We start from the raw sequence: 13,634 nt of genomic DNA on the forward strand, positions 1-13,634 counted from the left end.
GGAGCTGGCTTGCCTGCGATAGCGGTCTATCAGTCACTTAGGCGTTGGCTGACCCACCGCTATCGCAGGCAAGCCAGCTCCCACATTTGAACCGTGTTTACTCAGTCAGGGCTTGTTTGGGATGCCGTACTTGCGCAGGCGGTGGGCAATCGCGGTGTGCGAAGTCTGCAGGCGGCTCGCCAGTTGGCGGGTCGAGGGGTAACTGGCGTAGAGCTTTTCCAGCAGGCTGCGCTCGAAGTCTTCCACTGCTTGTTCGAGGCTGTCGACTTCACCGTCGCTTTGGCGCGCCACCGACGTGCCGGCGATGTCCAGGTCGCCGATGTCCACCAAACTGCTTTCGCAAATCGCGGCGGCGCGGAAGATCACGTTTTGCAGCTGCCGAACGTTGCCCGGCCAGCGGTTTCCCAACAGCGCCGGATAGGTGCCCGGCGCCAGGCGGCACACCGGGCGCTGGATCTGCGCGCAGGCCTGCTGCATGAAGTAGCGGGCGAGCAGCAAGATGTCCTGGCCGCGCTCGCGCAACGGCGGCACTTCGACGTTGAGCACATTGAGGCGGTAGAACAGGTCTTCACGAAAGGTGCCTTCGCTGACCATCTTTTCCAGGTCGCGGTGGGTGGCGCTGAGGATGCGCACATTGACCTTTACTTCGCGGTCGCCGCCGACGCGCCGGAAGCTGCCGTCGTTGAGAAAACGCAGCAGCTTGGCCTGCAGGTACGGTGACATCTCGCCGATTTCATCCAGAAACACCGTGCCTTGGTTGGCCAGCTCCATCAGCCCCGGCTTGCCGCCGCGCTGCGCGCCGGTAAAGGCGCCGGGGGCGTAGCCGAACAGTTCACTCTCGGCGAGGTTTTCCGGCAGCGCCGCGCAGTTCAAGGCCAGAAACGGCGCACTGTGGCGCGCGCTGATGGCGTGACAGGCCCGCGCGACCAGCTCTTTGCCGGTGCCGGTTTCGCCTTGGATCAACAGCGGCGCATCGAGTGCGGCGACGCGCTGCGCACGCGCCTTGAGGGTGCGGATCACCGGTGACTCGCCCAACAACGCATCAAAGCCTTCGGCATGGTCATGGTGCAGCGCCGACAGTTGCTCGCCGATGCGGTTGGGCTGGTACAGCGTCAGCAGGGCGCCGGCGTCGGTGATCGGCGTGGCGTCCAGCAAAAAGGTCTGGCCGTTGACGCTGATTTCGCGCAGCGGCAGGCGAAAGCCGTGTTCCAGCAAGGTCTCCAGCAGCGCCGCGTCGTTGAACAGCTCGCTGATGCTTTCCCCCGCCGGCTCGCGGCCGTACAGGGCGATCAGCGCCGGGTTGGCCAGCAGGATCTTGCCGGCACTGTCCAGCGCCAGCACCGGGTCGGTCATGGCGGCCAGCAGGGCGTCGAGTTGCAGGTGGCGGCGTTGGCCGGGAAGGATATCCACCACCGTGACTGCCTGTACACCGTGCACGCTGAACAGCGCGTCGCGCAGTTCTTCGAGTACCTCGGCGCTGAGCGTGGGCGCATCGATGTAGACGTTGGGCGGCACCATCTCCACCGCATCCAGGTTGAGATTGCGCCCACCGAGCAGGGCCAGGACTTCCTGGGTAATGCCGACGCGGTCGATGAAGCTGACGTGGATACGCATGGGGCGGTTAACGATTCTGGGGAGCGTGAGGCGGCAAGTATGCCTTGGCGCTGAGGGAGATCAAAATGTGGGAGCGGGCTTGCTCGCGAATGCGGTGTGCCAGTCGCTTGATTCATTGACTGAAAGACCGCATTCGCGAGCAAGCCCGCTCCCACATGGAGGGTGTTGTGTCAGTGCGAACGTGTTATCCCAAGTGCTCGGGCTTGACCGGATCCCCGGGCTTCACATCCAGCTGATGCCGTACGTCCTCAAACATCAAGTCGTACTGCTTGTGCATCTGGCCGTTAAGCGTCGCGATCTTGGGCATGCCATATTTCTGCGCGATGTTCATCGCATGGCGCGCAAAATCAAAGGCCTGGTCCTTGGGCAAAAAGAATTCCTCCTTGAGGTCCTTGCCCTGCACCGAACCGTGCAGCTTGAAGAGCATTCCCTTGCCTTCCTTTGGGTCCTGGCTGACCTCGTAGTCGATGCACAGGTTGTAGCTGTAGTCATCCTTGTTGAGCGCGTGACGTTCGACGTGCAAGTGACCGGGTTCAAAGGTGGCCATAGGCGTATCTCCTTTACTTCACAGATAGGTGATGCCAGGTTTTGCCGTGCTGATGCGTGTACCGGCACTGCCCTGGACGATGGCTTCGATGTCCGAGAGTGAACCGATGACGGCGGTTTTTCCAGTCTGGCGGGCGAACTCGCAGGCGGCTTGTACCTTGGGGCCCATGGAGCCGGCGGCGAAGCCGAGTTTTTCCATGTCGTCGGGGTGGGCCTGGCCGATGGCTTTCTGGGTCGGCTTGCCGAAGTCGATAAACGCCGCATTAACGTCGGTGGCGATCACCAGCAAATCGGCGTCCAGTTGCGCGGCAAGCAGGGATGAGCACAGGTCTTTGTCGATCACCGCTTCAATGCCGCGCAGCTTGCCGTCCTCGCCGTACATGGTCGGGATGCCGCCGCCACCGGCGCAGATCACGATGGCGCTTTTTTCCAGCAGCCACTTGATCGGGCGGATTTCAAAGATGCGTTTGGGGCGTGGGCTGGCAACCACACGACGATACTTATCGCCGTCCGGGGCGATGGCCCAGCCTTTTTCGGCGGCGAGTTTCTCGGCTTCGGCTTTGGCGTATACCGGGCCGATGGGTTTGGTCGGGTTTTTGAAGGCCGGGTCGTTGGCGTCCACTTCCACCTGGGTCAGCAAGGTTGCGAACGGCACTTCGAAGTCCAGCAGGTTGCCCAATTCCTGTTCGATGATGTAGCCGATCATGCCTTCGGTTTCGGCGCCCAGCACGTCCAGCGGGTAGGGCGACACGCTGGTATAGGCCGCCGCCTGCAACGACAGCAGGCCGACTTGCGGGCCATTGCCGTGGGCGATCACCAACTCGTTGCCGGGGTGGATCTTGGCGATCTGTTCGGTGGCGATTCGGATGTTGGCGCGTTGGTTATCCGCGGTCATGGGTTCACCACGGCGGAGCAGGGCGTTACCGCCCAGTGCAACGACGATACGCATAAAGAATGTCCTTCTGAAAGTTCTAGGTTGCGAACACAGGACCCAATGTGGGAGAGGGCTTATGTGGGAGCCGGGCTTGCCCGCGATGGCATCACCTCGGTACATCTGAAATAACGAGGCGTCTGCATCGCAGGCAAGCCAGCTCCCACAGAAGCACTCCCACATTGACTGCGTTCCAACAGTGGGAGCGGTGTTGGGTTAGATATCCGCCAGCGCCGACACCAGAATCGCCTTGATGGTGTGCATGCGGTTTTCCGCTTGCTCAAAGGCGATGTTGGCCGGCGACTCGAACACCTCTTCGGTCACTTCCACACCATTGGCCAGGTTCGGGTAACGCGCGGCTATGTCCTTGCCCACCTTGGTTTCGCTGTTATGAAACGCCGGCAGGCAGTGCATGAACTTCACGCGTGGGTTGCCCGAGGCCTTCATCATTTTGGCGTTGACCTGGTACGGCAGCAGTTGCTCGATACGCTCGTCCCACGCTTCCACCGGCTCGCCCATCGACACCCAGATATCGGTGTGGATGAAGTCCACGCCTTTGACCGCCTCTTTCGGGTCTTCAGTGATGGTGATGCGCGCGCCGCTCTCTTCGGCAAACGCTTGGCACTGCTTGATGAAATCCTCGTGTGGCCACAGGGCTTTCGGCGCGCCGATGCGCACGTCCATGCCCAGCTTGGCGCCGATCATCAGCAGCGAATTGCCCATGTTGTAACGCGCATCGCCGAGGTAGGCGTAGCTGATGTCATGCAGCGGCTTGTCGCTGTGTTCGCGCATGGTCAGGGTGTCGGCGATCATTTGCGTCGGGTGGAATTCGGCGGTGAGGCCGTTGAACACCGGCACGCCGGCGAACTTGGCCAGCTCTTCGACGATTTCCTGTTCAAAGCCACGGTACTCGATGGCATCGAACATGCGGCCCAGGACGCGGGCGGTGTCTTTCATGCTTTCTTTGTGGCCGATCTGCGACGACACCGGGTCGATGTAGGTGACGTGGGCGCCCTGGTCGTGGGCCGCCACTTCGAACGCGCAACGGGTGCGGGTCGAGGTTTTTTCGAAGATCAACGCGATGTTTTTGCCCTTCAGGTGTGGACGCTCGGTGCCGGTGTATTTGGCGCGCTTGAGGTCGCGGGACAGGTCCAGCAGGTAGTGCAGCTCGCGGGTGGTGTGGTGCATCAGCGAGAGCAGGCTGCGGTTGCGCATATTAAAAGCCATGGTGGATCTCCTTCTGTTTAGGTTATCCCCTTGGCCGGCGCCTCATGAGCGGCGGCCAAGGTTTAAAAGTTAGTAGTCGATTGGGTCGCGGATGATCGGGCAGGTCATGCAGTGGCCGCCGCCACGGCCGCGACCGAGTTCACCGGCGCTGATGGTGATGACTTCCACGCCGGCCTTGCGCAGCAGGGTGTTGGTGTAGGTGTTGCGGTCGTAGCCGATCACCACGCCAGGCTCCACGGCCACCACGTTGTTGCCGTCGTCCCACTGCTCGCGCTCGGCGGCGAAGCTGTTGCCGCCGGTCTCGACCACGCGCAGCGCCTTGAGGTTGAGTGCTGCGGCCACGGTTTCGAGGAAGTTGGTTTTCTCCCGCTGGATATCGATGCCGTGTGGCTTGCTTTCATCCGGGCGCAGGGTGAAGGGGATGATCTGGTTGACCACTTCCGGGAAGACGGTGACCAGGTCGCGGTCGCAGAAGCTGAACACGGTGTCCAGGTGCATCGCCGCGCGGGATTTGGGCAGGCCGGCAACGATCACGCGTTCCACGGCTTTGTTTTTGAACAGGTTGCGCGCCAGTTGGCCAATGGCCTGGTGAGAAGAGCGCTCGCCCATGCCGATCAACACCACGCCATTGCCAATCGGCATGACGTCGCCGCCTTCCAGCGTGGCGGCACCGTGTTCCTGGTCGGGGTCGCCGTACCAGATCTGGAAGTCTGCGTTGGTGAACTCGGGGTGGAATTTGTAGATGGCCGAGGCCAGCAGGGTTTCCTGGCGTCGCGCCGGCCAGTACATCGGGTTCAGCGTCACGCCGCCGTAGATCCAGCAGGTGGTGTCGCGGGTGAACTGGGTGTTGGGCAGCGGCGGCAGAATGAAGCTTGCGTGGCCGAGGAAGTCGCGGAACATCTCGATGGTCTTGCCACCGAAGCTGCTCGGCAGGTCCTCGGCCGACACGCCACCGATCAGGAACTCGCTGATTTTGCGCGGCTCAAGGCTGCGCAGCCAGGAACTGACTTCATCGACCAGGCCAAGGCCCACGGTGTTTGGGGTGATCTTGCGTTCCAGAATCCAGTCCAGCGCTTCGGGGATGGCAACGATGTCGGTCAGCAGGTTGTGCATTTCCAGCACATCGATATCCCGCTCGCGCATCTTGGTGACGAAGTCGAAGTGGTCGCGCTTGGCCTGGGCCACCCACAGCACGTCATCGAACAGCAGTTCATCGCAGTTGTTGGGGGTCAGCCGCTGGTGGGCCAAACCTGGGGAGCACACCATGACTTTGCGCAGTTTGCCGGCTTCGGAATGTACGCCGTACTTCACTTTTTCCGTGGTCATTACAGATCCTCCAGTAGAAAACACTTACAGAGTCAAGAAGCCGTCGTAGAGGCCATAGGCAGCCACCAGGGCGCCAATGACGACGGCGGCGAAAATCAGCTTCTCGACGTTGGTGAAAATCGGTTTGCCCAATTCATGCTTGGCTTTGGCGAACAGGATTACGCCAGGTGCATACAGCAGGGCGGACAGCAGCAGGTATTTCACGCCGCCGGCGTAGAGCAGCCAGACCGCGTAGATCAACGCGATGGCGCCGATGAACAGGTCTTTCTTGCGTTCGCGCAGGGCGTTTTCGTAGGTCTCGCCGCGCACCGCCAGCAGCAACGCGTAAGCGGCCGACCACAGGTAAGGCACCAGAATCATCGAGGTGGCGAGGTAGATCAGCGACAGGTAGGTGCTGGCGGAAAACAGCGTGATCACCAGGAAAATCTGCACCATGGCGTTGGTCAGCCACAGGGCGTTGGCCGGCACGTGGTTGGCGTTCTCCTTACGCAGGAACTCCGGCATGGTGTGGTCCTTGGCGGCGGCGAACATGATCTCCGCACACAGCAGCACCCACGACAGCAGCGCGCCCAGCAAGGAAATGATCAAGCCGACGCTGATCAGCACCGCGCCCCAGTGACCGACCACATGCTCCAGCACGGCGGCCATCGACGGGTTCTGCAACTTGGCCAGTTCCGGCTGGGTCATGATCCCCAAAGACAGCACGTTCACCAGCATCAGGAACAGCAGCACGGTGATAAAGCCAATCACCGTGGCCTTGCCCACGTCGCTGCGTTTTTCCGCCCGCGACGAGAAGATGCTCGCGCCTTCGATGCCGATGAACACCCACACGGTGACCAGCATCATGTTGCGCACCTGGTTCATCACACTGCCCAGGTCCGGGTTTTTAACGCCCCAGATGTCAGCGGTGAAGATGTCCAGCTTGAACGCGAACAGTGCGATCAACACGAACAGCACCAGCGGCACGACCTTGGCGACGGTGGTCACCAGGTTGATGAACGCCGCTTCCTTGATCCCGCGCAGGACCAGAAAGTGCACGGCCCACAGCAACACCGACGCGCCAATCACCGCTGCCGGGGTGTTGCCTTCGCCAAAGATCGGAAAGAAATAACCGAGGGTGCTGAACAGCAACACGAAGTAACCGACGTTGCCCAGCCAGGCGCTGATCCAGTAACCCCAGGCTGACGAGAAGCCCATGTAGTCGCCGAAACCGGCCTTGGCGTAGGCGTACACGCCGCCGTCGAGGTCGGGTTTGCGGTTGGCCAGGGTCTGGAACACGAAGGCGAGGGTCAGCATGCCGATGGCGGTAATCACCCAACCAATCAACACCGCACCCACATCGGCGCTGGCGGCCATGTTTTGCGGCAGTGAGAAGATCCCGCCACCAATCATTGAGCCCACGACCAGCGCAACCAGCGCGCCTAATCGAAGTTTTCCGGGAGATTCAGACATTGCGTGACTCCAATGCAGGAGAAGTGAGACCACAGAATAATTCCGTGCGCTAATCAAACAGCTGACTCAGATCACTTCATTGGCACATTCCATTGTGAATTAATGACTTAGGGGTAATAACCCTGGGCAATAGTGTTCCTCGCAAAGTCGCGTCCCAGAGCGGCTCTGCGTTGTGATTAATCATTTAGTGCGTTTATGTGGACTTTTGAAGCTAGCCCCTTTTGCTGAATGTGCAAACTTTTTCGGGACGGGCTGCCAAATAGCCGGAAGCTGGCAAAGTGCCTGCCTATTTAAATTCTAAATAAACCTAAACTATATAAACTGTCATGCCATTACGTTATGAGCTTGACGGTTTTATCGCTGTCTTTAATAAACGCTACACTCGCTGAACTAATTAGTTGAGTGCACGGTCGTCAGCTCAATTGTTAGTTATTCAGGAGTGTCCATGTCGCAACCGGCCCAAAAACTCAAACTCAGTGCGCTGATCGCCCTGGTGGTGGGCTCAATGATTGGCGGGGGGATTTTTTCCTTGCCGCAGAACATGGCTGCACGCGCTGAGGTGGGCGCCATATTGATCGGCTGGGCGATCACCGCCGTGGGCATGCTGACGTTGGCCTTCGTGTTTCAGACCCTGGCCAACCGCAAGCCCGAACTGGACTCCGGGGTGTATGCCTACGCCAAGGCCGGTTTTGGCGACTACATGGGGTTTTCGTCGGCCTGGGGTTACTGGATCAGCGCCTGGATGGGCAATGTCGGTTACTTCGTGTTGCTGTTCAGCACCCTCGGCTACTTTTTCCCGGTGTTCGGCCAGGGCAACACGCCGATCGCCATCGCCTGCGCCTCGCTGTTGTTGTGGGCCGTGCATTTTCTGGTGATGCGCGGGATCAAGGAGGCAGCGTTCATCAACCAGATCACCACCGTGGCGAAGATCGTGCCGCTGCTGATGTTTATCGTGATCGCCGGTGTGGCGTTCAAGGCGGATATCTTCACCCGTGACATATGGGGCCTGGGCAACCCGCAAGTCGGCAGCGTGGTTGATCAAGTGCGCAACATGATGCTGGTCACCGTGTTTGTGTTCATCGGCATCGAAGGCGCCAGCGTGTATTCGGCGCGGGCCGAGAAGCGTTCGGACGTCGGCCGGGCCACGGTGATCGGGTTTCTTGGGGTCCTGGCGCTGCTGGTGCTGGTGAATGTGTTGTCCTTGGGAATCATGAGCCAGCCGGAATTGGCGCAGCTGCAAAACCCGTCCCTGGCGGGCGTGCTGGAACATATCGTCGGCCCTTGGGGCGCGATGGCGATCAGCATTGGCCTGGCCGTGTCCTTGCTTGGCGCCTTGCTGTCCTGGGCGCTGCTGTGCGCGGAAATTCTGTATGCCACTGCCCATGACAAGACCATGCCGGCCTTCCTGAAAAAGGAAAACGCCAACCAGGTGCCGGTCAACGCGCTGTGGCTGACCAATGTGATGATCCAGATCTTTCTGGTGATCACGCTGTTTTCCCACAGCACCTACACCACACTGATCTACCTGGCGTCTTCGATGATTCTGGTGCCGTACCTGTGGTCGGCGGCCTATGCGGTGCTGTTGAGTGCGCGTGGCGAAACCTACGAAGGCGCCCGCCGCCAGCGCATGCAAGATTTGCTGGTGGGCCTGATTGCCCTGGCGTATGCCGTGTGGCTGCTTTATGCCGGCGGCTTGAAATACCTGCTGCTGTCGGCGCTGCTGTATGCGCCCGGTGTGATTCTGTTCGCCCTGGCCAAGCGCGAGCAGGGCCAGCCCTTGTTCACCCCTGTGGAAAAAGGCATTTTCAGCTGCGTTGTCGCCGGCGCGGGGTTGGCGGCATATGGCTTGTATGGCGGGGTATTGTCGTTGTGAGACTCGCGTATCAGCCACCCTATGACTGGGCGGCGATGCTGGGCTTTTTGTCCCTGCGTGCGATCACTGGGCTGGAAAGTGTCGAGGCGGGTGTGTATCGGCGCAGCATCCATGTTAACGGTTGCCACGGCTGGATCAGCGTTGAGTCGGGCGCGGGCGATTGGTTGGAATTAGGCGTCGAGGTTTCTGACGCGGCGGCGCTTGCTGAGGTCGAGCGGCGTTTGAGAGCCATGTTCGACCTGGACGCCCAGCCCGGGTTGATCAACGCGCAATTGGCCGCCGACCCGTTGATGGCGCAACTGGTGGCGGCGCGTCCGGGCCTTCGCGTGCCGGGCGCGTGGGACGGTCTGGAACTGGCGATTCGCGCAGTATTGGGCCAGCAGATCACGGTGGTGGCAGCCATTCGCCTGGCGGGCAAGCTGGTCGCGCAGTATGGCCAGCCACTGGCAACCCCACACGCGGGTATCACCCATCTGTTCCCGACGCCGCAGGTGTTGGCGCAGGCGGATCTGGCGACGTTGGGCATGCCCAAAGCGCGGGGCCGCACGATGTCCGGTGTGGCTCAGGCGTTGCTGGATGACCCGCAGTTGTTTGAGCCCAAAGCCAGTCTCAACGACGGCGTGGCCCGGCTGGTGGCCTTGCCGGGGATTGGTGACTGGACCGCGCAGTACATCGCCATGCGTCAAATGCGTGAGCCGGATGCGTTTGCGTCGGGGGATGTTGGGTTGATCAATGCATTGGCGGCATTGGAAGGCGGGCCGGTTTCGGCGCGCCAGTTATTGGTGCGGGCTGAGGCGTGGCGGCCGTTGAGGGCGTATGCGGCGCAGCATTTGTGGGCGTCGCTGCAACGGGCGGATTGATGGCGTCTGTTAGGGCCTCTTCGCGGGCAAGCCCGCTCCCACAGGTTGACCGCATTTCAAAGGATGTACTCGGTAAAGTCTCTTTGCGGGCAAGGCCGCTCCCACAGGTTGACCGCGTTCCAAAGGATGTATTCGGTAAAGCGTCTTCGCGGGCAAGCCCGCTCCCACAGGTTGACCGCATTTCAAAGGATGTACTTGGTAACGCGTCTTCGCGGGCGAGCCCGCTCCCACAGGTTGGCCGCGTTCCAAAGGATGTACTCGGTAAAGTGTCTTCGCGGGCAAGCCCGCTCCCACAGGTTGACCGCGTTCCAAAGGGTGTACTCGGTAAAGGGTCTTCGCGGGCAAGCCCGCTCCCACAGGTTGACCGCACTCCAAAGGATGTACTCGGTAAAGTGTGGGAGCGGGCTTGCCCGCGAAGGCGGTCTTCAGGTCACCACTGAGCCCGGTGCGAGCCCAATTCCCCCGCCGGCAAATCCCACTGCAGCGGCGTGCCGCTGAGGGTGACCGGTGCCAGCAACCGATGGGCCTGACCCCACGCCGTCTGCTCCACCACCAACCCCTGGTCACTCGGCTCTTCGGCCCGTAACGCCGGTTGCTGCGGCACCTGTCCGGCTTCCACCAGCAACTTCGCCGTGCGCGCCAGTGACAATCGCGCCGAGCCGCCACGCCCGGATTTCAAGCGTTCGCTTAGCGCCTGGATCGCGCTGGCTGCCATCAAATACCCGGTGGCGTGATCCAGCGCCTGCACCGGCAGCGGCACCGGTTTATCCGACTGCTTCCAGGCCATGCCCGCGTCGGCAATCCCGCTGCTCATCTGCACCAGGCTGTCGAAGCCGCGGCGATTGCGCCAGGGGCCGCTCCAGCCATAGGCATTGAGGCTCACGTCGATCAGCCCGGGGGCGAGGGTCTGCAGTTCTGCGGCGGTGTAGCCCAGTTGCTCAAGGGCGTCGGCGCGGTAACCGTGAAACAGGATGTCGGCGTCCTTGAGCAGCGCTTCAAACACCTGTCGGCCTTCGGGGCTCTTCAAGTCCAGACGTGCGCAGCGTTTACCCAAGGTCATTTCCGGCACCACGCCGGGTTCGTTCCAGTCAGGCGAGTCGATGCGCAGCACGTCGGCGCCGAGCCCGGCGAGGAAGCGACTGGCCACGGGGCCGGCCAATACGCGCGTCAGGTCCAGTACCTTGATGCCCGCCAGCGGGCGCGCGACCGAGCCAAGCCAGGGTTTGTCGGTGGTGGTGTCGAAGGTCTGGCGCTGCACCAACTTCTCGGCATTCACCGCCAACCCTTGGGGATGGGTTTGCCAGGCCTGCCACGCGCGCATCTGCGCTGCGCAGCCGTTGACATCGACAATCGCCTGCTCCAGCTCGGCGGCGTTCCACGTAGCAACTTTTGCGGCCATTTCGGTGCGGTCATTGACTTTGCCCAAGACCCGTTCGGCGGCGGCGCGGTGATGCGGGGCGTTGGTGTGCAGGCGAATCCAGCCATCGGCGCAGGCATAATCGCCGGCCACCGGGTCCCACAGCGGCGGTGTTTCCCAACCCACGGGGCGAATCGAGGACGAAAACCAGAAGGAGGCGAGGCGCCGGTCCACGCTGACGCTGGGCAAACGCCCGGTCTGTTGGTGGATAAGGTGAGCCACGGCCTGGCCGGCTGCGCCAATGCTGGCGCTGGCCAGTTCGGTGACGGCGAAGGTCGAGGGCAGGGCGCCAGCCCCGGTGAAAGTCAGCGGGGATTGCGGTAGATCGAGTGCGGCTTGGATGGGAGTCAGCAGGTCAGTCATCAAAGGCCCTCCGTTAGAGAAGGGCCACTATAGAAGATCCTCACACCGGTGTGACAACTCCCGGTTCCAACGGCAGGTCGATGCTGGCGATGAAACCTCCGTCGGGGTGATTGGCCAGGATCAGGCTGCCGCCATGGCGTTCCGCTGCGCGCCGGGCAATCGCCAGACCCAGGCCGTGGCCTTGGGCAGCCTGGCCGGGCGCGCGGTAAAACGGTTCGCCCAATTGGCTGAGGTGTTCGGCTTCGACGCCGGGGCCGTGGTCGCGCACGCTGATCAGAATGCGCTCGCCGTGGCGCCGGGCGTGCAACTCGATCGGTTGACCCTGTGGGTTGAAGCGCTGGGCGTTGCGCAGCAGGTTATCCACGGCGCGCTCGATCATGGTCGGCCAGCCCTTGAGCGCCAGCTCGGGGTCGGCGGTCAGTTGCACCACCTGGTCGGGAGCGCCGAGTTGGGCGTCCTTTTGCAGGCTCTTGAGCAGTGGGTTGAGGTCGACTTCTTCGGCACTCGCGTTGTCGGCATCGACGCGGGCCAAGACCAGGATTTCGCTGATCAACGCTTCCAGGCGATCGCACTCGCGGGTCAGGCGTGGCCAGAGTCTTTCGCGTTCTTCAGGGCTTGCGCGTTCGGCCAACGCCAGGGCGATGCGCAAACGGGCCAGGGGCGAGCGCAGTTCGTGGGACACGTCGCGCAGCAACTGGCGCTGGCTGCCGATCAGGCTTTGCAGGCGCGCGCCCATGCGGTTGAAGTCGGTGGCCAATACGCCGAATTCATCGCGTCGGTTGGCCAGGCGCGCCAGGCTGTTTTGTTGGTAGGTGGCCTGGCCCAGGTCATGCACCGCGCCGCGCAGACGGCTGAGCGGGCGGGTAATGGACAGCGTCACCAGCAGGCTGAACAGGGTCAGCACCACCAGCGCAATCGCCAACGCACTCAGCGGCCAGAGCAGGCTGCTGCGGTGCCAGGCGTCGAGTTCCGGGTGCGGGATGCGGTAGATCAGCAGGTAGGTGTCGCCGGTTTTTTCACTGGTGTACTCGGCGGTCAGGCGGCGCCACGGCAGGTGGCCGTCCTGGCTGTCATTTTGCCGGGCCTCGAAGGCGGCGGCGCGCCGGGGGAACGTACCGCGCACCACCGGCTCGCCGCTTTCATTGAGCACCTGCACGTCGATGTGGTACTGGCGTTTGCGTTGTTGCAGCAAATCCTGAGCGGCGTCCTCGCCCTGGGCTTCGTAGAGTTGCGTCCACTCCTGCGCCAGGTTGTTGAGGCCGGGATGACGGCTGAGAATCCAGGCGTCCTGGTTGAGCATGTGCCCAAGCAGGATCGACAGCCCGGCAACCAAGGCGATGGCCAGCCAGAAACTGGCCAGGATGCGCCAGAACAATGAACGCACAGGAAACCCTCAAGCAGGAAAAGCCCAGCGGCGCGAGCCACTGGGCTGGGGTGGTAAAGCTAGAGCATTATTGCGCTTTTTGCGGCTGCTGGGCTTTCCAGGCCTGGAATTCCTTCCACTCGGCGCGGCGTTCGGCTTGTTTCTTGACGATCTCGTCGAATTTCTTCTGTTGATCGGGCTTGAGCACGGCGCGGATGTCAGCCTGGGTTTTTTGCTTGGCGGCGGCCATTTCGTTTTTCATGGCTTGCTGGTCAGCGGCTGGGAGTTTGTCCAGGTACTTGCGCACGATCTCTTTGCGGCCGTGCCATTGTTCACCCATCAGCTTGCCGATTTGCTCGCGCTGTTCGCGGCTCAGGTCGAGTTGGCTCAGCGGGCCGCCTTTGCCACGCGGACCGTGTTCACCGCCGTGGCCCGGGCCACCCATCATGTGGCCTTCAGGGCCGCCCATCGGGCCTGGGCCTTCTGGCGCGGCGGCCATGGCAACGGTCGGCAGGGCAGCGGCGAACATCAAAGCGATAAGGGTCTTGCGCATGGTGATTCTCCTGTCTCTATTCCGGTGAGTCCGGATGTGAGTAGGTTACTCAGATCAAGGTCAGCGGCGGTCAGGTGTGGGTAAAGCTTGGGTAAAGAGGGGGTTGGGG

At 61.8% G+C, this 13,634-nt stretch carries 11 protein-coding genes; 2 read left to right on the plus strand and 9 right to left on the minus strand.

Annotated elements, in window-relative coordinates; genetic code table 11:
* Positions 1-105: 105 nt before the first annotated feature.
* From AACW30_RS27030 to arcD (AACW30_RS27055), 6 genes are all read right to left on the minus strand, one after another.
* On the minus strand, positions 106-1,614 hold the full coding sequence (locus tag AACW30_RS27030; protein WP_106578402.1) for a sigma-54-dependent transcriptional regulator: 1,509 nt from the start codon (positions 1,612-1,614) through the stop codon (positions 106-108).
* Between the two features lie 184 nt (positions 1,615-1,798).
* The gene (locus AACW30_RS27035) at positions 1,799-2,161 is read right to left on the minus strand and encodes a DUF5064 family protein (protein ID WP_119737150.1); all 363 of its coding nucleotides are present in this window, start codon (positions 2,159-2,161) and stop codon (positions 1,799-1,801) included.
* Between the two features lie 18 nt (positions 2,162-2,179).
* Positions 2,180-3,109 carry a carbamate kinase gene (arcC, locus tag AACW30_RS27040; RefSeq protein ID WP_106578404.1) on the minus strand — a complete coding sequence of 310 codons (930 nt, stop codon included), beginning with the start codon at positions 3,107-3,109 and terminating at the stop codon, positions 2,180-2,182.
* 198 nt (positions 3,110-3,307) lie between these two features.
* A complete protein-coding gene (locus tag AACW30_RS27045; RefSeq protein ID WP_071484378.1) occupies positions 3,308-4,318 on the minus strand; it encodes an ornithine carbamoyltransferase in 1,011 nt (336 codons plus the stop codon).
* Positions 4,319-4,387: 69 nt separating this feature from the next.
* Positions 4,388-5,644 carry an arginine deiminase gene (gene arcA / locus AACW30_RS27050; RefSeq protein WP_106578405.1) on the minus strand — a complete coding sequence of 419 codons (1,257 nt, stop codon included), beginning with the start codon at positions 5,642-5,644 and terminating at the stop codon, positions 4,388-4,390.
* A 24-nt stretch (positions 5,645-5,668) separates the two neighbouring features.
* The gene (arcD, locus tag AACW30_RS27055) at positions 5,669-7,096 is read right to left on the minus strand and encodes an arginine-ornithine antiporter (protein ID WP_106578406.1); all 1,428 of its coding nucleotides are present in this window, start codon (positions 7,094-7,096) and stop codon (positions 5,669-5,671) included.
* Between the two features lie 445 nt (positions 7,097-7,541).
* Here arcD (AACW30_RS27055) and arcD (AACW30_RS27060) point away from each other — a divergent pair, with 445 nt between their 5' ends.
* The gene (arcD, locus tag AACW30_RS27060) at positions 7,542-8,969 is read left to right on the plus strand and encodes an arginine-ornithine antiporter (protein ID WP_179609703.1); all 1,428 of its coding nucleotides are present in this window, start codon (positions 7,542-7,544) and stop codon (positions 8,967-8,969) included.
* Entirely contained in the window at positions 8,966-9,829 is an 864-nt protein-coding gene (locus AACW30_RS27065; RefSeq protein ID WP_200623870.1) for a DNA-3-methyladenine glycosylase family protein, read from the plus strand. Before arcD (AACW30_RS27060) ends, AACW30_RS27065 begins: the two co-directional genes overlap by 4 nt.
* 430 nt (positions 9,830-10,259) lie before the next feature.
* On the opposite strand, the gene AACW30_RS27070 is transcribed toward AACW30_RS27065, so the two are convergent.
* The 3 genes from AACW30_RS27070 to AACW30_RS27080 all read right to left on the minus strand — a co-directional run bounded on the left by AACW30_RS27070 (position 10,260) and on the right by AACW30_RS27080 (position 13,525).
* Positions 10,260-11,609, minus strand: a complete 1,350-nt coding sequence (locus AACW30_RS27070) for a CoA transferase (RefSeq protein ID WP_200623871.1) — start codon at positions 11,607-11,609, stop codon at positions 10,260-10,262.
* 40 nt (positions 11,610-11,649) lie between these two features.
* Positions 11,650-12,993 (minus strand): sensor histidine kinase, encoded by a 1,344-nt coding sequence (locus AACW30_RS27075; RefSeq protein ID WP_124418349.1) that lies wholly within the window; start codon positions 12,991-12,993, stop codon positions 11,650-11,652.
* A 67-nt stretch (positions 12,994-13,060) separates the two neighbouring features.
* The gene (locus tag AACW30_RS27080) at positions 13,061-13,525 is read right to left on the minus strand and encodes an LTXXQ domain protein (protein WP_106578411.1); all 465 of its coding nucleotides are present in this window, start codon (positions 13,523-13,525) and stop codon (positions 13,061-13,063) included.
* Positions 13,526-13,634: the final 109 nt, after the last annotated feature.

The sequence above is a fragment of the Pseudomonas sp. MF6747 genome, assembly GCF_963890955.1.
Lineage (GTDB): Bacteria > Pseudomonadota > Gammaproteobacteria > Pseudomonadales > Pseudomonadaceae > Aquipseudomonas.